Here is an 18,654-nt window from a genome sequence, read left to right as displayed (position 1 = left end):
CTGGGCCCGGGGGTTGCCATGAGTGCCGCGCAGAACCTTCTCGACAGCCGCCCGCCATCAGTGGCGCACATCTTCCTCTCCAGGGTCGCGGCCACACCCGACCGCGAGGCCTATCGCCACCCCGTGGCGGCCGACGGCGGTGCTCCCGGCGCCGAGGAGTGGCGCTCGCTGACGTGGGCGCAGACCGCGGAGCGCGTCAAGGCCATCGCGGCAGGCCTGCTCACCCTCGGGCTGCGGCCGGAGGAGCGGGTGGCCATCTCCTCCTCGACCCGGGTGGAGTGGATCCTCGCCGACCTGGGCGTCGCCTGTGCGGGAGGCGCCGCCACCGCGGTCTACCCGAGCACCAACGCCGAAGAGACGGCGTACATCCTCTCCGACTCCGGCAGCCGGGCGATCTTCGTCGAGAACGCCGAGCAACTGGCCAAGGTGGCCGCCCACGCCGACCGTCTGCCCGGTCTCGACCACGCCATCCTCTTCGACCCCGACCCCGACGCGGACACGCCCCGGGTCGACGGGCTGGACGTACTGACCCTCGCCGAGCTGGAGAAGCGCGGCGAGGCCCATCTGCAGGAGCATCCGGACGCGGTCGACACGGCGGTCCGGGCCATCGGGCCCGATCACCTCGCCACCCTGATCTACACCTCCGGAACGACCGGCCGTCCCAAGGGCGTGCGCCTGGTGCACGACTGCTGGTCCTACCAGGCCGTCGCGCAGGAGGTCAGCGGGCTGCTGCTCCCCGACGACGTGCAGTTCCTTTGGCTGCCGCTGTCCCATGTCTTCGGCAACGCCCTGATCGCCGGTCAGGTGAAGACCGGAAGCGTGATCGCGGTGGACGGGCGCATCGACCGCATCGTCACCAACCTGCCCGTCGTCCGGCCCACCGTGATGGCTTCCGCACCGAGGATCTTCGAGAAGGTCTACAACGGCATCGCGGCCAGGGCGAGGGCCGAGGGCGGCGCCAAGTACAAGATCTTCCTGTGGGCGGCGAAGGTCGCCCGCGACCACGCCAGGACCGGGCAGGAGCAGATGGTGGCCACGGGAAGGCGCAAGCTGCCCCTCTGGCTCACCGTGCAGCACGCCGTCGCCGACAAACTGGTCTACGGCAAGATCCGCGCGGCCTTCGGGGGTGAACTCCGGGGCAGCGCCTCGGGAAGCGCCGCACTCGCCGCCGACATCGGTTACTTCTTCGCCGGCGCGGGCGTGCCCGTTCTCGAGGGCTACGGACTGACGGAGACCAGTGCGGCCGTCACGGTCAACCCGGTCGACGACTTCCGGGTGGGCACGGTCGGCAGGCCGCTGCCCGGCACCGAGGTCCGGATAGCCGAGGACGGGGAGATCCTCCTGCGGGGACCCGGCGTCATGCGGGGCTATCACAACCTCCCGGACAAGACCGCCGAAGTGCTGGAGAGCGACGGCTGGTTCCACACCGGCGACATCGGAGACGTCGACAAGGACGGCTTCGTGCGGATCACCGACCGCAAGAAGGACCTGTTCAAGACCTCGGGCGGCAAGTACATCGCACCCACGGAGATCGAGAGCCGCTTCAAGGCCGTCTGCCCGTTCGTCAGCAACATCCTGGTCATCGGCAACGGCCGCAACTACTGCACCGCACTGATCACGCTCGACGAGACCGCGATCATGCCCTGGTCGGCATCGAACGGCCTCGGGGGCCGTACCTATGCCGACGTCGTCTCCTCGCCGGAGGCGCACGCGCTGATCGAGGGCTTCGTCCAGCGGGTGAACGGCGATCTGCAGCGGTGGCAGACGATCAAGAAGTTCTCGGTGCTGCCGCGCGACCTCGATGTCGAGCACGGCGAACTCACCCCGAGCCTCAAGGTCAAGCGGCCGTTCGTGGAGCGGGAGTACGCCGAGGTCGTCGAGGCCATGTACGAGGGTTCCCGCGAGGCATGACGTCCGACCTCCCGTCCGGTACGGCAGACCACAGCCGTACCGGACGGGCGCCGGGGTCACCCCTGGGAACGGCTCAGGACACGTTGGTGTACTTGGTGCCCTCGCCCGCGTACAGCGATGTCGACTGACGACTGAACGGCGCCGTGGCGGAGCCCGTCGAGCGGTAGACGTACGTGCCGGCGGAGCCGTACGCGATCAGGTCCGGGCGGCCGTCGTTCGTCACGTCACCGGCGCCGACGAGCTGGCTGAAGCCGCCCCACCCGCCGCCCACGCGGACGCGGGTGGAGTACGTGTAGCCGTTGCTCGGGTAGAGCCAGAGGACGCCGGAGGCGTCACGGGCGACGAGGTCGCCGCCCGCGTCACCGGCGATGTCGCCGACGGCGGTCAGCTGGTTGTAGCCGCCCCAGCCGCCGCCCATCCGGACCCGGGGCCCGTACGGCTTCGCCGCGTCGCCGGTGCCCAGGTAGCGCCACAGGAAGCCCGCGGTGTCGACGGCGAAGAGGTCCGCCTTGCCGTCCGTCCCGAGGTCCGAGCCGCCGGCGAGCTTGGTGTAGCCGCCCCACCCGCCGCCGATCCGCGTCCGGGCGGTGAAGGTGCCGTCGCCCTTGCCGAGGTAGTTCCACAGCACACCGGAGCCGTCGAGGGCGATGAGGTCGCCGTGCGCTCCGCCGCCGATGTTCCCGACGGCCTCGATCTGCTGGTACGTGTTCCAGCCCGGCCCGATCTTCGTCCGCTTGGCCGGCTTCACCTGCCCGTTCACCGGCCAGTCGAACAGGTCGTCGCTCCACAGCACGCCGGCGGCGTCGCGGGCGAGGAGGTCGCCGGAGCCGTTGTCGGTGAAGTCGTGGGGGTTGGCCCTGCGGGACACCGTGAAGGCACCGGAGGCCGTGGCAGGAGTGCCGACACCGTCGAGCGGGGTGGCGGTCAGCTGCCAGGAGTAGGCGCCGTTCGGCGCGCTGGCCCCGTTCAGGAGCCCGTCCCACGAGAAGGCGAAGCGTGCGGGACCCCCGGACTCCGTCAGGCGCGTCACCTGCTTCCTGCCCGACCGGTTGTGCGTCAGCGTCAGGTCCACGCGGGCGTTGCCGCGCGACAGCGCCCACTCCATCGCCGTGCTGACCGGCTTCTCCAGGTCGATCGCCGTCGGGACCTTCGACTCCGTCACCTTGACGCCGAGCACCCGGCCGGTGTCGGCGACGGGCGTGACGGTCGGTGTGCCGCCGACGCCCTCGGTGATCCGGAACAGGCCGTCCGACTCCGTCGTCGCACCGCGCACCAGCAGGCTGCCGTCGGCGGCGTGGGCGACGGAAGAGTAGTTCACCAGGAGCTTGGTGGGAGCGGCGCCCGTGACGATGTTCCGCGCGTACAGCGGGGTCAGGGCCTCCGGCCCGGCGAGCGGGTCGCGCTGTGCCGCGTACAGGGCCGAGTCACCGATGATCCCGGCGAGGACAGGCTGCCCCGGGATGTCGTCGAGCGGGATGCTCTTGGCGAGCCCGGAGCCGCGCACCACGAGTTGGTGGCTGCCCGCCACGTTCGTGGTCCACGCCTCGTACTTCGAGGTGAGGGCGCCGGTGGTCGCCGCGTTCCACTCCGGCGAACCGTTCGTCCACGCCGGGTCGATGACCGTCCCCGAGACCACGGGGACGACGGCCCGCCAGGCGTACGGAGCCGGCCTCCCGCCCCCGCCGGTGTCGCGCAGCCCCTTGCCGAGGATCAGCACGATGGGCCTGCCGTTGCTGTCCTTGCCCGCGGCGACGACCTTGTGGCCGGTCTCGGTCTCGCCGCGGTACGGGTTCGAGAGCTTCGTCTTCCGGACGATGCCGTTCACGTTCTCCAGCTGCCACAGCTCCCGGCCCACGCCGGTCGTCGGCACGCTCACGTACAGGACGGAGCCGGCCACGCCGACCACCTCGGCACCGGAGCCGACCGTGCCGATGTTGTGGTTGGCGTACGTGGACGTCGCCGGGTGGTACGCGACGAACCTGCTGCCGTCACCCGTCACGATGAAGTCGGAGACGGAGTCGTAGCCGTACGGCCCGCCCAGGGGCGACACCGTGCCGTCGTTCTTGTGCCACTCCAGCGCCGTGGCGCCGTTCTCGTCCGTGCACGTCGTGACGTAGCCGTAGGCGCCGGTGGAGACGATCTCGGCCGCGACGGGCAGCAGGCCCGGGGCGGTCGGCGCACACCGGCCCTCGGCGCTGGTGGGGGCGGCGACGGCCGGGGCGGCGGTGACGAGAGTCCCCGTCACGCCGGTGACCGTGGTCAGGGTGAGGAGGGCGGCCGCGAGCCGGCGCCCTGATATGTAATGGTTCACGATTCTCCTCGCATGATGCCCACTCAGACTCATGATCGGGTCGAGTGGTTGTACGAGGAGTTCGGTCTCCTGGGCAGGAGCCCAGGAGCGGACGGAGCGTCAGGTGGTGCGCCACCGGCGGAGCGTGTCGCCGTCGAAGGCGAGCCGGGTGTCGTCGCTGAGGGGCGGCGCGCGTGGTGTCACCCCGGTACCCGGCGGATGGGCGACCTCCGCCCGGACGGCTTCGTGTTGGGCGGGGCTCCTCACCGGGTCGTGAGCAGGACCACGTGCAGTGTGCGGGGGCCGTGTACCCCTTCGACCCGGTCGAGTTCGATGTCGCTGGTGGCGGAGGGGCCCGAGATCCAGGTGAGGGGGCGGGTCGGGTCGAGGAGCGGCATGGCCTGCGGGACCGAGGCGACGATCTGGTCGGCGGCCCGTACGACGCAGATGTGCAGGTCGGGCACGAGGGTGAGGGAGCGGCGGCCCTGGCCCGCGCCGCCGTCCAGGACGATCGTGCCGGTCTCGGCGATCGCCAGGGCGCAGCCGGTGACCACCGCGTCCGTGGCGTCGAGTTCGTACGGGGTGAGGGGCGCGTGGCGTTGTTCCACCGGTGTGCCCGACAGCCAGGCGGCGGGCAGCCCCGGCGGGACGGCGACCGAGCCAGCCCCGTGGTCCGCCAGCAACCCACCGATCAGGGCCGGGAGTTCGGCCTCCATGGCGCGGTGCACGTGCGCCCGGTAGTCGGCGAGGTTCTCGTGCAGGAGATCGAGGACCGCGGCGGGGTCGTCGGGGCTGTGGGTGGTGAGGTAGCCGCGTGGGGCGCTCGGGGTGTCGGGTGCTTCGGCGAGCGCCGTACGGATGCGGCTCAGGATCCGCTCGCGGGAGGAGGGTGCCGGGGGTGTGGTCATGTGCGGTTCTTCTTCCACCAGTCGCGGAACGGTTCGGCGGGCATCTGCGGCAGGTCCCTGCTGTCGGTCCATCGGCTTGCGCCCGGTCCGGGGAGTTTCCTGGGGTGGAGCCGGCGGGTCCTGGCCGCGACGCGCTCACCCGCCGCCAGGACGCCGGGGTTGTCGAGGACCCAGCCCGCCGCCTTGATCGCGGCCTTCTCCAGCCGGTGCCCCCGGCCGCCTTGGTCGGCGACCTTCTCCCTGAGGTGGACGAGGACCTCGGGGATGTCGATGGCGACGGGGCAGACGTCGTAGCAGGCGCCGCAGAGGGAGGAGGCGTAGGGGAGGGAGGCGTCGATCTCGCTTGCCGTTCCCCGTAGTTGAGGGGTGAGGATGGCGCCGATCGGCCCGGGATAGACCGAGCCGTAGGCGTGCCCCCCGGCCCGCTCGTAGACGGGGCAGACGTTCAGACAGGCGGAACAGCGGATGCAGCGCAGGGCCTGCCGGCCGACCTCGTCGGCGAGCGCGTCCGTGCGTCCGTTGTCGAGGAGCACCAGGTGGAAGGCGGACGGCCCGTCGTCGTCGCTCGTGCCGGTCCACATGCTCGTGTACGGGTTCATGCGCTCGGCGGTCGACGAGCGCGGGAGGGTCTGGAGGAACACCTCCAGGTCGCGCCAGGAGGGGACGACCTTCTCGATGCCCACGACGGAGATGAGCGTCTCGGGCAGGGTGAGGCACATCCGGCCGTTGCCCTCGGACTCGACGACGACCAGGGTGCCGGTCTCGGCGACCATGAAGTTGGCGCCCGAGATGCCGACCTTGGCCCGCAGGAACTTCTCCCGCAGATGCAGCCTGGCCGCCTCGGCCAGCTCGGCGGGACTGTCGGTGAGGCCCTCGGGCGCCGAGCGGCCCCATTTGCCCATCTCGGAGCGGAAGATGTCGCGGATCTCGCCCCGGTTGCGGTGGATCGCCGGTACCAGGATGTGCGAGGGCCGGTCTTCGCCGAGCTGCACGATCAGCTCGGCGAGGTCGGTCTCGTACGCGGAGATTCCCTCGGCCTCCAGGGCTTCGTTGAGGCCGATCTCCTGCGTGGCCATCGACTTGACCTTGACGACCTCGGTCTCGCCGGTCGCCTTCACCAGGTCGGCGACGATGCGGTTCGCCTCGGCGGCGTCCGCCGCCCAGTGCACCGTCCCGCCGGCGGCGGTGACGGACTCCTCCAGCTGGACCAGATAGTGGTCGAGCCGGTGGAGCGTGTGGTCCTTGATCTGCTTGCCCGCCTCGCGCAGCTCCGCCCAGTCGTCGAGTTCGGCCACGGCCACCGCCCGCTTGTCGCGGATGGTGTGGGTGGCGTGGCGCAGGTTCGCCCGCAGGGTGCTGTTCCGTACGGCCTCGTGCGCGGCCTTCGGGAAGGCCGGCATTCCGATGAACGTGCCGCTCATGCCAGGGGCTCCTCTTCCGTGCTCGCGAGAATCTCGGCGATGTGCAGGGCGCGTTGCGGGGCGTCCTGACGACGCAGCATGCCATCGATGTGCATCAGACAGGAGTTGTCGGCGCCGCACAGCACCTCCGCGCCGGTGGCAAGGGAGTTGCGGACCTTGTCGGCGCCCATCGCCGTCGACACGTCGGCGTTCTTCACCGCGAACGTGCCGCCGAAGCCGCAGCACTCCTCGGCCCCCGGCAGCTCCACCAGCTCCAGCCCCTTCACGGCCTGCAGCAGGCTGCGCGGCCGCTCGCCCAGGCCCAGCATGCGCAGACCGTGACAGGAGGGGTGGTAGGTCACCTTGTGCGGGAAGTACGCCCCCACGTCCGTCACGCCCAGGACGTCGACGAGGAATTCCGTCAGCTCGTACGTCCTCGGGACGAGGGACTCGGCGGCGTCCGCGAGGGCGCTGCCACGCCCCTCGGCGCGCGCCTTCCGCCCGATCCGTGGATAGTTGTCCCGCACCATGGCGACACAGGAGCCGGAGGGGGTGACCACATGGTCGTAGCCCTCGAAGGCCCGCGCCGTGCGGCGTACCAACGGCTCGGTCTCCCGGCGGTAGCCCGTGTTGAACTGGGGCTGTCCGCAGCAGGTCTGGGCGGCGGGGAAGTCCACGGACACGCCGAGGCGTTCGAGCACCTTGACGGTGGCGATGGCCGTGGAGGGGTAGACCGCGTCGTTGACGCAGGTGGCGAAGAGGGCGACGCGCATCAGGAGTTCCTCGGGGCGGTGTCGAGTCGGGCGGCGGCCGCGTCCCAGACGACGCTGTCACCCCGGGGGGTGTAGCGCCGCAGGTGCTGGGTGGAGGCGACGAGCTCTCGCATGGCGGCGAGGTCGCCGACCAGACCCGTGGCCCTGGCCTGGACGAGGATATTGCCCAGGGCCGTGGCTTCGGTGGGTCCGGCGACGACGGGCAGTCCGGTGGCGTCGGCGGTGAGTTGGCAGAGCAGTTCGTTGCGCGACCCGCCGCCGACGATGTGGACGCGGGTGATGTCGCGGCCCGCGAGGTCGGCGGCCTGGCGAAGGGTACGACGGTGGGCCAGCGCCAGGCTCTCCAGGACGCAGCGGACCACGGCGCCCTGGCTGCCGGGCACGGGCTGGCCGGTGCGGGCGCAGAAGTCCCGGATGCGGGCCGGCATGTCGCCGGGGGCGAGGAACTCCGGGGCGTCCGGGTCGACCACCGAGGCGAACGGCGCCGACCGGGCGGCTTCGGCGAGGAGCGTGGGGAGGTGGTCCGGCAGGCCCTCCTTGTCCCAGGTGCGCCGGCACTCTTCGAGCAGCCACATGCCCATGATGTTGCGCAGATAGCGGATCGTGCCGTCGACGCCGCGCTCGTTGGTGAAGTTCGCCGCCCGGGACTCCTCCGTCAGGACGGGGGCGTCCAGTTCGAGCCCGGCCAGCGACCACGTGCCGCACGAGATGTAGGCGAAGTCCGGCCGGGCGGCCGGCACGGCGACCACGGCGGACGCGGTGTCGTGCGAGGCGACCGTGGTCACCGGGGTCAGAGCGGCGAGCCCGGTGTACGCGGCGACATGGGGGAGCAGGCTCCCCGCCCGGTCGCCGGGGGAGCGCAGCGGAGGCAGCAGGCCGGGGTCGAGCGCGAGCCGGTTCAGCAGCTCCCCGGACCAGGTGCCGGTGCGCGCGTCGAACAGACCCGTGGTGGAGGCGTTGGTCTCCTCGGCACCGACGGCTCCGGTCAGCCAGTGGACCAGCAGGTCCGGGATGAGCAACATGGTGCGAGCCGCGCCCAGTTGGACACTCCCGGCCGCCGAGGCGAGCTGGAAGACCGTGTTGAACGGCAGGTGCTGCAGGCCGGTGATCCCGTACAGCTCCTCGCGGCCGACCGAGGCCCATACGCGCTCGGCCGCCCCGGTGGTCCGCTCGTCGCGATAGTGGTGCGGCTGGCCGAGCAGGGCGCCGTCGGCGTCGAGGAGCCCGTAGTCCACGGCCCAGCTGTCCACGCCGATGGAGGCCACCGGCCCGGAGCGGGCCGCCGCGCGCAGACCGTCGAGGACGCCCTGGAAGAGGGCCAGTACGTCCCAGCGCAGGCCGTCCGGAAGACGCACCGGGGTGTTGGGGAAGCGGTGTGCCTCGGTGAGGTCGAGACGGTCCGGGCCGACCCGGCCGAGAATCACCCGACCGCTGGTGGCGCCGAGATCGACCGCAGCGAAGGCAGAGGGGTAGGCGGAGGACGAGGGGGTGGGGGTCACGTGGATACCTCCGCGGACACGCGGCTGTTCGAAGGAGGAGATTGCGGGACACGGTGGGTGTACCTGGGCCGGCGGTCGGCGTCGGTTCGGCGACCGCCGGCTCCAGGGCTATCGCAGCGTGCCCGTCAGCGCAGGAACGCCGCCGCGACCCCCGCGTCGACGGGGACGTGCAGACCGGTGGTGTGGCTGAGCTCGCCGCCGGTGAGGGCGAAGACGGCGTTCGCGACGTGCTCGGGGAGCACCTCGCGCTTGAGCAGGGTCCGCTGGGCGTAGAACTCGCCGAGCTTCTCCTCCTCGATCCCGTAGGTGGCGGCCCGCTGGGCGCCCCAGCCGCCGGCGAAGATGCCGGAGCCGCGCACGACCCCGTCCGGGTTGACGCCGTTGACGCGGATGCCGTGCTCTCCGAGCTCGGCGGCGAGGAGCCGGACCTGGTGGGCCTGGTCGGCCTTGGTGGCGGAGTACGCGATGTTGTTCGGGCCGGCGAAGACGGAGTTCTTCGAGGCGATGTAGACGATGTCGCCGCCGAGCCCCTGCTCGACCATGACGCGGGCGGCCTCGCGGGAGACGAGGAAGGACCCCCGGGCCATGATGTCGTGCTGCAGGTCCCAGTCCCCGGCCGTCGTGTCGAGCAGCGGCTTGGAGATGGAGACTCCCGCGTTGTTGACGACCAGGTCGACGCCTCCGAAGACGAGGGCGGCGGCCTTGAACGCCTCCGTGATCTGCTCCTCGGAGGTGACGTCGACGGTGACCGCCACCGCCTTGTCCGGACCGCCGAGCTCCTCGGCGACGGCCGCCGCGTTCTCCCCGTTCAGATCGGCGACCACCACGCACGCGCCCTCGGCGACCAGCCGCTGCGCGATGGCCCGGCCGATGCCGGAGCCGGCGCCCGTCACCAGGGCGACCCGGGTGGCCAGCGGCTTCGGCTTCGGCATGCGCCGCAGCTTGGCCTCCTCAAGGTCCCAGTACTCGATCCTGAACTTCTCCGACTCCTCGATCGGCGCGTACGAGGAGACCGCCTCTGCGCCGCGCATCACGTTGATCGCGTTCACATAGAACTCGCCGGCCACCCGGGCGGTCTGCTTGTCCTTGCCGAAGGAGAACATGCCGACGCCGGGGACCAGGACGATCGCCGGGTCCGCGCCGCGCATCGCGGGGGATCCGGTGGTGGCGTGGCGCGCGTAGTAGGCGGCGTACTCCTCGCGGTACGCGGTGTGCAGCTCCTTCAGCCGGGTGACGGCCTCGCCCAGTTCGGCCGTGGCGGGCAGGTCGAGGACGAGCGGCCTGACCTTCGTCCGCAGGAAGTGGTCCGGGCAGGAGGTGCCCAGGGCGGCGAGACGCGGGTGACCGTCGTGGGAGAGGAAGTCGAGGACCGCTTCGGAGTCGGTGAAGTGCCCGACCTGCGGCCGGTCCTGGGAAGCGAGCGACCGGATGACGGGCGCGAGGGCGGCGGCCCGTTCCCTGCGCGGTTCCGCGTCCAGCGCGCCGTAGCCCTCCAGCGGCGCGCCGAACGGCTGCTCCTTGCCCCGGTCGGCGAGGAACGTCTCCGCCGTACGGATCATCCACAGGGCGTTGTTCTCGCACTCCTCGGCGCTCGCGCCCCAGACCGTGATGCCGTGCCCGCCCAGGACCACACCGACCGCCCGGGGGTTGGCCTCCTTGATCGCGGCGATGTCGAGACCGAGCTGGAACCCCGGACGTCGCCACGGCACCCAGGCCACCTTCTCCCCGTAACACTCCTTGGTCAGCGCCTCACCGTCCGCCGCGCAGGCCAGGGCGATTCCGGAGTCGGGGTGGAGGTGGTCGACGTGAGCGGCCTCCACCAGACCGTGCATGGCCGTGTCGATGGACGGGGCGGCGCCGCCCTTGCCGTGGAGGCAGTAGTCGAACGCGGCGACCATCTCGTCCTCGCGCTCCACCCCCGGATACACCTCCTTGAGCCCCCGCAGCCGGTCGAGCCGCAGCACGGCGAGGCCGTCCTCGGTGAGCGTGCCGAGGTCGCCGCCCGAGCCCTTCACCCACATCAGCTCGATGTCGCCGCCGGTCACCGGGTCGGTGACGGCGCCCTTCGCGGACGCGTTGCCGCCCGCGTAGTTGGTGTTGCGCGGGTCGGAGCCCAGCCGGTGCGCGCGGTCGAGGAGCGCGGCGACTTCGGGGTGGGTAGCCATGCGGGATCAGCCCTTCGGAAGAGAACGTGCGGTGAGAGAAGGCGGGGGAGTGGAAGCCCCGTGCTCGACGGGGCGGAACGCGTCGGTCAGGCCCCCCACCCCGCCTGCTCCCCACCGACCCGCTCGGCCGCGATCCGCTCCTGCCGACCGGAGGCGGTGTAGGCCGTGACGGGATCGGGGGCGAGGCCTCGCTCCTCCCGCAGTTCGCGCAGCAGCGGCCGTACGTCGGTGTTGTACGCGTCCATCAGGACCGCGTTGGCTCCCAGCACGTCACCGGACCGCTGCGCGGCGGCGAGGGCGTCGGTGTCGACGAGGAGCGCCTTGGCGGTGGCCTCCTGCACGTTCGTCACGGAGCGGATGACGGCCGGGATCTTCGCCTCGATGTTGTGGCACTGGTCGAGCATGAACGCCACGTTCGTGGCGGGATCCAGGCCGCCGTTCCGGGCGACCTCGTGCATGATCCGGAAGAGCTGGAACGGGTCGGCGGAGCCGACCATCAGGTCGTCGTCCGCGTAGAAGCGCGAGTTGAAGTCGAAGCCGCCGAGCCTTCCCTCCCGCAGGAGGAAGGCCACGATGAACTCGATGTTGGTGCCCGGGGCGTGGTGCCCGGTGTCCACGACGACCTGCGCCTTCGGGCCCAGCTTGAGGCAGTGGGCGTACGAGGTGCCCCAGTCGGGCACGTCCGTCGTGTAGAAGGCGGGCTCGAAGAACTTGTACTCCAGTAGCAACCGCTGGTCGTCCCCGAGTCGCCCGTACACCTCGGTCAGCGCCTCCGCCAGCCGGTCCTGGCGGGCGACGATGTCGTCTTGGCCGGGGTAGTTCGTGCCGTCGGCGAACCACAGCTTCAGATCGTTCGAACCGGTGGCGTCCATGATGTCGACGCACTCCAGCAGGTGGTCCACGGCCCTGCGGCGGACCTTGGCGTCCGGGTGGCAGACGCTGCCCAGCCGGTAGGCGTCGTCCTGGAAGGTGTTGGAGTTGATCGCGCCGAGTTCGAGGCCGCGCTCCTTGGCGTACGCGCCGAGAGCCGCGTAGTCGTCGACCTTGTCCCACGGGATGTGCAGGGACACCTTGGGGGCGACGCCGGTGAACGCGTGGACCTGCGCCGCGTCGTCCAGCTTCTCCTGCGGGGTGCGCGGTACGCCCGGCTGCGCGAACACCTTGAACCGGGTGCCGGAGTTTCCGTAGCCCCAGGAGGGTGTCTCGATCCGCTGGCCGGCGAGCGCGGCCTTCACGGCGGCTATGTCAGGCATGGTCACCTCGGACTAGTGAATCGATTCATTACGTGAGTGGAAGCTAGCTCCGGAGGTGATGGTCGTCAAGGTTCTTGACCGGTCGGCAGACGTGGGCTCATGACCGGTCGGGCGGGCGACCCCGGCATCCGGGCGCGCGAATGAAACATTTCATGCCGAGGTCCGAGCGGGTGCCGACCGGGGACGGGTCGCCGACGGCGTCAGATCAGAACGGAGAGCCGACCCCGCGCGGTCCCACCCGCCCGCTGTCGTCGCCCGCGTCGCTACGCGGAGGCCCTGCCCCGGCCCGTGGATCCGGATCCGCCGTTCGTGGGCGGGTACGCGGGGCGTTCCGGTATCGACGCGGAGCCGTGGGGGGAGGGCAGGGGAGGAAGGGCCGGCTGGTAGAGCCAGGCGGTGAGCAGCTGGTCCACCGGCTCGGTCGCGTAGCGGGCCACGTGGGCCGTGAAGGCCGCGGTGGTCACCACGCCGTGGCGGTGCACGGTGGCCCAGTCCCGCAGCATGCGGAAGAAGGCGCCGTCACCCAGGGCACAGCGGACCGCGTGCACGGTGAGACCCCCGCGCTCGTACAGCCGGTCGTCGAACATCAGCTTGCGGCCGGGGTCGGCGAGCTTCATGTCCTGCGGGTGCCGCGCCAGCATCCGGTGCGCGGCGGCCGCGAGCTCGTGCGTCGTACGGCCGCCGGAGCGCTCCGACCAGAGCCACTCGGCGTACTTGGCCAGACCCTCGTTCAGCCAGATGTGCCGCCAGTCGGCGATGGTCACGCTGTTGCCGAACCACTGGTGCGCCAGCTCGTGGGCGACGAGGCGCTCGGAGCCGCGCGCGCCGTCGACATGGTTGGTCCCGAAGAGGGAGAGGCCCTGGGCCTCCACCGGGACGTCGAGCTCCTCGTCAGCGACGACGACCACGTACTCGCCGAACGGGTAGGGACCGAAGAGTTCCTCGAACAGCTGCATCATGGCGGGCTGCCGGGCGAAGTCGCGGGAGAAGCGGGGCAGGAGGTGCGCCGGCACATGGGCGCTCTGCGGCACCCCACCGAGCCCGGGATCCCCGAGCAGCACCGTCTGGTGCATGCCGATGGAGAGACCGACCAGATAGCTGGAGGTGGGCGCGGACTGCTCGTACACCCAAGTGGTCGTGCTGGCCTTGGTCGTACGGGTGAGCAGCCGGCCGCCCGCCACCACGGTGTACGCGGAGGGCGTGTTGACCGAGATCTGGTACGAGGCCTTGTCGGCGGGCCGGTCGTTGCAGGGGTACCAGGAGGGCGCGCCGACGGGCTGGCTCGCCACCAGCGCGCCGTCGGTCAGCTCCTCCCAGCCGAGCCCGCCCCAGGGGCTGCGCACCGGCTTGGGGTTGCCCGCGTAGTGCACCTCGACGGTGAAGGCGGCACCCGCGGGCAGCGGCTTCGCCGGCCGGACGCGGAGCTTGCCGCCGCGGTGGGCGTAGTGCGGCGCCCGGCCGTCCACCAGGATCCGGCCCACCTTGAACTCGGAGAGGTTGAGGTGGAACTCGGTGAGCGGCGCCCGCCCGGCGATGGCGCTGAGCCGGGCCGTCCCTGCCAGCCGGTTGGGGCCGGGACGGTACTCCAGAGCGAGTTCGTACCGGTGCACGCGGTACCGGGAGTCGCCGTGGTCCGGAAAGTACGGGTCCGATGCCGTTGTCCGCTGGCCGCTCACTGCCGCTTCCGCTCCCTGCCCTGTGCTGTGCTCGTGCTGCCCGTTCAGGCCCGCCACGCCTCGATCGGATTGCCCAGCCAGCGGGTGTCGGCGGGGACGGATTCCCCGGCCATCACGAGAGAGGCGGGACCCAGCGTGCTGCGGGCCCCGACCGTACTGCCGGGCAGGACGATTCCGCCCGGGCCCAAGGTGGCACCCTCGCGGAGGACCACAGTATCCGTCCTCAAGATCCGGTCGTGGAAGAGGTGAGTCTGCAACACACAGCCGCGGTTCACGCTGACCGCGTCGCCCAGCACGACCAGGTCGGTCTCGGGCAGCCAGTAACTCTCGCACCACACGCCCCGGCCGATTCGTGCCCCGAGCCCGCGCAGCCACAGGGCGAGCACCGGTGTTCCCGGCACCGCTCCGATCAGCCACGGCACGGCGAGCACCTCGACGAACGTGTCGGCCAGTTCGTTGCGCCACACGAACCCGCACCAGAGCGGGTGCTCACCCGTCCGGTGCCGGCCCACGAGCAGCCACTTGGCGGCCACGGCGACCAGGCACGCCGCCGCACCGGCGGCGAGGAGGACCGCCCCCGACAGCAGCGCGGTGCCCCAGATCCCCAGACCGGTGGCCGTGGCCAGGGCGCAGAGCGCCGCCACGGTCAGGACCGCCAGGGCGGCCGAGCAGAACACCGGAAGCAGCCGGCACAGCTCCACCAGGCCGCGCGCCCACAGCAGGCGCGCGGGCGGCTCGTACGTCCTGCTCTGGTCCGAGTCCGCCGCCGACCGCGGCAGCTTCACCGGAGGCAGGCCCAGGTACGAGCTGCCCTTCTTGGCCTTCTTCGGCGTCGCCGACAGCACGCCGACCAGACCGTCGTCCGGCACCGTGCGGCCCGGCGCGGTCATGCCCGAATTGCCGAGGAACGCCCGGCGGCCGATCTCCGAGTGCCCGATCCGCACCCAGCCGCCGCCCAGCTCGTACGGGGCGGTCAGGGTGTCGTCGGCGAGGAACGCGCCCTCGCCGACGGTGGTGAGGCTCGGCAGCGCGAGCACCGTGGACACCTCCGCGCCCCGGCCGATCTTCATCCCGAGCAGCCGCAGCCAGACGGGAGTGATGAGCCCGGCGTAGAGGGGGAAGAGCGTCTCCCGCGCCAGGTCCATCAGCTGCGTGACCGTCCACGCCTGCCACGCGACCCGGCTGTGCGTCGGATGGCTTCCGGTGCGCAGCCCGAGGCTCAGCAGCCGTACCGAGACCAGCACGAGCGACGCGTACGCGAACCCGTAGGCGAGCGCCCCGGGCACCACGGCGAGCAGCGCGCCCGTCAGCGCCTCGGCGAGCCCGGCGTCGGCGGGCACGAAGCGGCTCACGACCAGCAGGGCGGGAAGGGCGGCGAGCACGGGCAGAGCCGTGAGGAAGAAGCCGGTCGCTCCGTACACCGCGCGCCAGCGCACCGCACGCGCCGGCCGCTCCTTGGGCCAGTTCCGCTTGGCCTTGCCGAGCTTGCCCGCAGGGGCTCCGGCCCAGCGCTGGCCGGTCGGGATCTGCCCGGCCACGGCCGAACCGGGGGCCACCTCGGCCCGCTTGCCGACCCGCGCCCCGGGGAAGAGCAGGCTGCGGGTGCCGACCACCGCACCCGCGCCGACCTTCACCGGGCCGATCTCCAGCCGGTCGCCGTCCAGCCAGTACCCGGAGAGGTCCACCTCGGACTCCACGGCGCAGCCGCGTCCGAGCTTGAGCATGCCCGTGACCGGCGGCAGCGAGTGGAGGTCCACCTCGGGGCCGACCTTGGCGCCGAGGGCCCGCGCGTAGCGTTCCAGCCAGGAGCCGGTGAGGGAGGTCGCGCCGACGCACTCGGCCAGCCGTTCCGCCGTCCACAGCCGCAGGTGGACGCTTCCGCCGCGCGGGTGGCGTCCCGCCTTCACCCCGCGAAGCAGCAGGCGTGCGCCGCCCGCCGCGATCGCGAGCCGGCCGGGCGGGCTGAAGAGCAGCGCCGCGCCGACGGCGACGAGCCACCACGAGGCGGTCGGCACCCACGGGTAGGGACCGAACCGGTGCAGGACGTTCCCGAGGGCGAGGAGCGCCACCGTCCAGCGGAGCCCGACCACGGTGAACAGCGGGAGCAGCAGGACGGTCTGGAGGAGCCGGGCCCGGAGCGGAACCGGCGCGACGGTCCGTACGGCGCCGTCGTCCTGGACGGACTTCTCCAGGCGCCGGGCCAGCTTGCGCAGGGTGGGCTGCTGGTAGATGTCGACGACGGCCGCGCTCGGATAGCGGGTGCGCAGCCGGGTGGTGAGCTGGGCGGCGGCGAGGCTGTTGCCGCCGATCGCGAAGAAGTCGTCGGCCGCGTCGGTGACAGCCACCCCGAGGGTCTCGCTCCACTGCTCGGCCAGCCAGGCCTCGGTGCCGTACAGCTGCTCGGCGGGACCGGTGGTCTCCTGGTCGGGGAGCGGCCAGGGCAGCGCGTCCCGGTCGACCTTGCCCGACGTACGGGTGGGCAGCTCGGCGACGGGTGCGAGGAGCGGCACGAGGGCGGCGGGGAGTTCGGCGCGCAGCCGCTCCACCGCCGCCGCGTGGTCCCAGCCGTCCTGGGTGACGAGGTAGCCGACGAGCAGCTGGTTGCCGCTGCGCGCGGTGCGGACGGCGGCGGCCGCGCCCGCGACGCCCGGCAGGGCCTGCAGCGCGGAGTCCACCTCACCCAGCTCGATGCGGCGCCCGCCGAGCTTGATCTGCTCGTCGCCGCGGCCGAGGAAGACCAGGCCCTCCGGTTCGGCGCGGACGAGGTCACCGCTGCGGTACGCCCGTTCCCAGCCGAGGGATTCCAGCGGGGCGTACTTCTCGGCGTCCTTCTCGGGGTCGAGGTAGCGGGCGAGCCCGACGCCGCCGATCACCAGCTGGCCGCTGCCGCCCATCGGCACCGGCTCGCCGGACTCGTCGACCACGGCCAGTTCCCAGCCGTTCAGCGGCAGACCGATCCTGATGGGCTCCTCACCGGTCAGGAGGGAGGCGCACGCCACGACCGTGGCCTCGGTGGGGCCGTACGTGTTCCACACCTCGCGGCCCTCGGTGACCAGACGCTGGGTCAGCTCGGGCGGGCAGGCCTCGCCGCCGAAGATCAGCAGCCTGACCTCGTCGAGGGTCTCCGGATCCCAGAGCGCGGCGAGGGTCGGCACGGTGGAGACCACGGTGATCTCCTGCTCCACCAGCCAGGGCCCGAGGTCGGCGCCGCTGCGCACCTGGGACCGGGGGACGGGCACGAGGCAGGCGCCGTAGCGCCAGGCCAGCCACATCTCCTCGCAGGAGGCGTCGAAGGCGACGGAGAGCCCCGCCATGACCCGGTCGCCCGGTCCGATCGGCTCCTCGACGAGGAACAGCGCGGCCTCCGCGTCCACGAACGCGGCGGCGCTGCGGTGGCTGACGGCGACCCCCTTGGGCTTGCCCGTGGATCCGGAGGTGAAGATGATCCACGCGTCGTGCTCGGGGCCGGGCCGTACGGCGGGGGTGCGGTGTCCCGGGTCCTCCAAGGGCCCTACGGTGTCGATTCGTTGCTCCGGCCCGACGACGGCGCGTACGCCTGCCTCGCCGAAGACGAGCTCGGCCCGCTCGTCCGGGTCCTCGGCGTCGACCGGCACATAGGCGGCGCCCGCGGCGAGCACGGCGAGGATGGCCACGTACAGCTCGTTCGTCCCGGAGGGCACCCGGACGCCGACCCGGTCGCCGAGCCCCACTCCGGCGGCCGCCAGGGCACGCCGCCGGCGTTCGACCTCCACGGCCAGCGCCCGGTAGGTCAGCCGGGTGGTGCCGTCGTCCAGGGCGAGCTCGTCGGGGTGGGCCAGGACGGATGCCTCGAAGATGTCGACGAGGGTGCGCACCGGGGCCGCGGGCCCGGCGGAGAACCGGGCGGACTTTCCGGACTCCTCCTCCCACGCGTCCCCGTCGTGGAGCAGAGTGGTGTCACCGTGCTCGGATGTGGCTGCCATCGGACCTCGCGTCTCGTTCCCGGCAACGTCCGGGTCGTCGGCGGAGCCCGGGTCTGCCCAGGTTGTTCCGGTCCGACGCCAAACAGCCCGCCAGTCTAATGCGCCGGCGAGGATTCTCCGGCCGACGTCTTGCGCGTGGCCGGTTCGGGACGGTAAAGGGGACGGCGGTACGGGGTCCCCCGCACCACCGTCCGGCAGCTCAGGCGCCGGCCGACAGCGTGGCGACGCCCGGGCCGCGGAGGTCGTCCAGTACCGCCCGACGCCCCGTCACCGCCAGCAGGAGGGACAGCGCGGGGCCGTTCACCTCCGGCCCGGTTCCCAGCGTCAGGTCGGCGTCCGTCGCCGTGAGTCGGACCCGGGTCAGCAGCTCCTTGGCACCGCCGAAGGACACCGGCGTACGCGCTTGGAGACGCAGGGACCTGACGACGGCCTCGAACGGGTAGCCGCGGGCGAGACCCAGGGGCCGACGGATGTCCTCGCCATGGACGATCTCCTCGACGAGCCGGCTGTCCAGGGCCCCCGGCGGGGCCGACGTCCTCGACGACACCCGACGGAACCGCTCCAGGGTCTCCCGCGGTGTGGCCGCGCGCTCGCGCTCCACACCGCGCCTGTTCTGGCGGTCGAAGTCGAACCGCGCGAGGACCATGCCCTTCACGAAACCGAGGCGCGTGGTGCGGGCGTTGTCGACCAGATGGGCGAGCACGTCGTGCACCGTCCAACCGTCACAGAGCGACTGCTCCAGCCACCGCTCGTCCTCAAGACGGGCCAGGTCGCCGATCAGCGCCGCACGCTCGGCGTGCACCATCGGCCAGACTTC

11 protein-coding genes are annotated in these 18,654 nt (G+C 72.0%); 1 reads left to right on the top strand and 10 read right to left on the bottom strand.

Translation table 11 applies throughout. From position 1 onward, the window contains the following. The first annotated feature begins 18 nt into the window (after window positions 1-18). Window positions 19-1,911, top strand: a complete 1,893-nt coding sequence (locus OG514_RS35935; protein ID WP_266901998.1) for a long-chain fatty acid--CoA ligase — start codon at window positions 19-21, stop codon at window positions 1,909-1,911. Between the two features lie 73 nt (window positions 1,912-1,984). Here OG514_RS35935 and OG514_RS35930 read toward each other — a convergent pair whose 3' ends face one another. The 10 genes from OG514_RS35930 to OG514_RS35885 form a co-directional block, all read right to left on the bottom strand. Continuing rightward, window positions 1,985-4,222: a hypothetical protein gene (locus OG514_RS35930; RefSeq protein ID WP_266901996.1), complete on the bottom strand. Its 2,238-nt coding sequence runs from the start codon at window positions 4,220-4,222 to the stop codon at window positions 1,985-1,987. Window positions 4,223-4,464: 242 nt separating this feature from the next. Then, entirely contained in the window at window positions 4,465-5,109 is a 645-nt protein-coding gene (locus OG514_RS35925; RefSeq protein ID WP_266901994.1) for a lactate utilization protein C, read from the bottom strand. Then, a complete protein-coding gene (locus OG514_RS35920) occupies window positions 5,106-6,530 on the bottom strand; it encodes a LutB/LldF family L-lactate oxidation iron-sulfur protein (protein WP_266901992.1) in 1,425 nt (474 codons plus the stop codon). Before OG514_RS35920 ends, OG514_RS35925 begins: the two co-directional genes overlap by 4 nt. Further along, window positions 6,527-7,282, bottom strand: coding sequence for a (Fe-S)-binding protein (locus OG514_RS35915; protein WP_266901990.1), 756 nt, complete (start codon window positions 7,280-7,282; stop codon window positions 6,527-6,529). The genes OG514_RS35920 and OG514_RS35915 overlap by 4 nt, the downstream gene beginning before the upstream one ends. After that, complete coding sequence (locus OG514_RS35910; RefSeq protein ID WP_266901988.1) at window positions 7,282-8,781, bottom strand: rhamnulokinase family protein; 1,500 nt, start codon at window positions 8,779-8,781, stop codon at window positions 7,282-7,284. Before OG514_RS35910 ends, OG514_RS35915 begins: the two co-directional genes overlap by 1 nt. 125 nt (window positions 8,782-8,906) lie before the next feature. Continuing rightward, entirely contained in the window at window positions 8,907-10,946 is a 2,040-nt protein-coding gene (locus OG514_RS35905; protein ID WP_266901986.1) for a bifunctional aldolase/short-chain dehydrogenase, read from the bottom strand. Between the two features lie 86 nt (window positions 10,947-11,032). After that, on the bottom strand, window positions 11,033-12,199 hold the full coding sequence (gene rhaI / locus OG514_RS35900) for an L-rhamnose isomerase (protein WP_266901984.1): 1,167 nt from the start codon (window positions 12,197-12,199) through the stop codon (window positions 11,033-11,035). Between the two features lie 263 nt (window positions 12,200-12,462). Beyond that, window positions 12,463-13,875, bottom strand: a complete 1,413-nt coding sequence (locus OG514_RS35895; protein ID WP_266901982.1) for a M1 family metallopeptidase — start codon at window positions 13,873-13,875, stop codon at window positions 12,463-12,465. Window positions 13,876-13,919: 44 nt separating this feature from the next. Further along, window positions 13,920-17,837, bottom strand: a complete 3,918-nt coding sequence (locus OG514_RS35890; RefSeq protein WP_266901980.1) for a Pls/PosA family non-ribosomal peptide synthetase — start codon at window positions 17,835-17,837, stop codon at window positions 13,920-13,922. 199 nt (window positions 17,838-18,036) lie between these two features. Then, window positions 18,037-18,642 carry a maleylpyruvate isomerase family mycothiol-dependent enzyme gene (locus tag OG514_RS35885; protein WP_266902315.1) on the bottom strand — a complete coding sequence of 202 codons (606 nt, stop codon included), beginning with the start codon at window positions 18,640-18,642 and terminating at the stop codon, window positions 18,037-18,039. Window positions 18,643-18,654 lie beyond the last annotated feature (12 nt).

This window comes from Streptomyces sp. NBC_00572 (assembly GCF_026341815.1).
Classification (GTDB): Bacteria; Actinomycetota; Actinomycetes; order Streptomycetales; family Streptomycetaceae; genus Streptomyces.
This window is presented reverse-complemented; position numbering and strand designations above follow the sequence as displayed.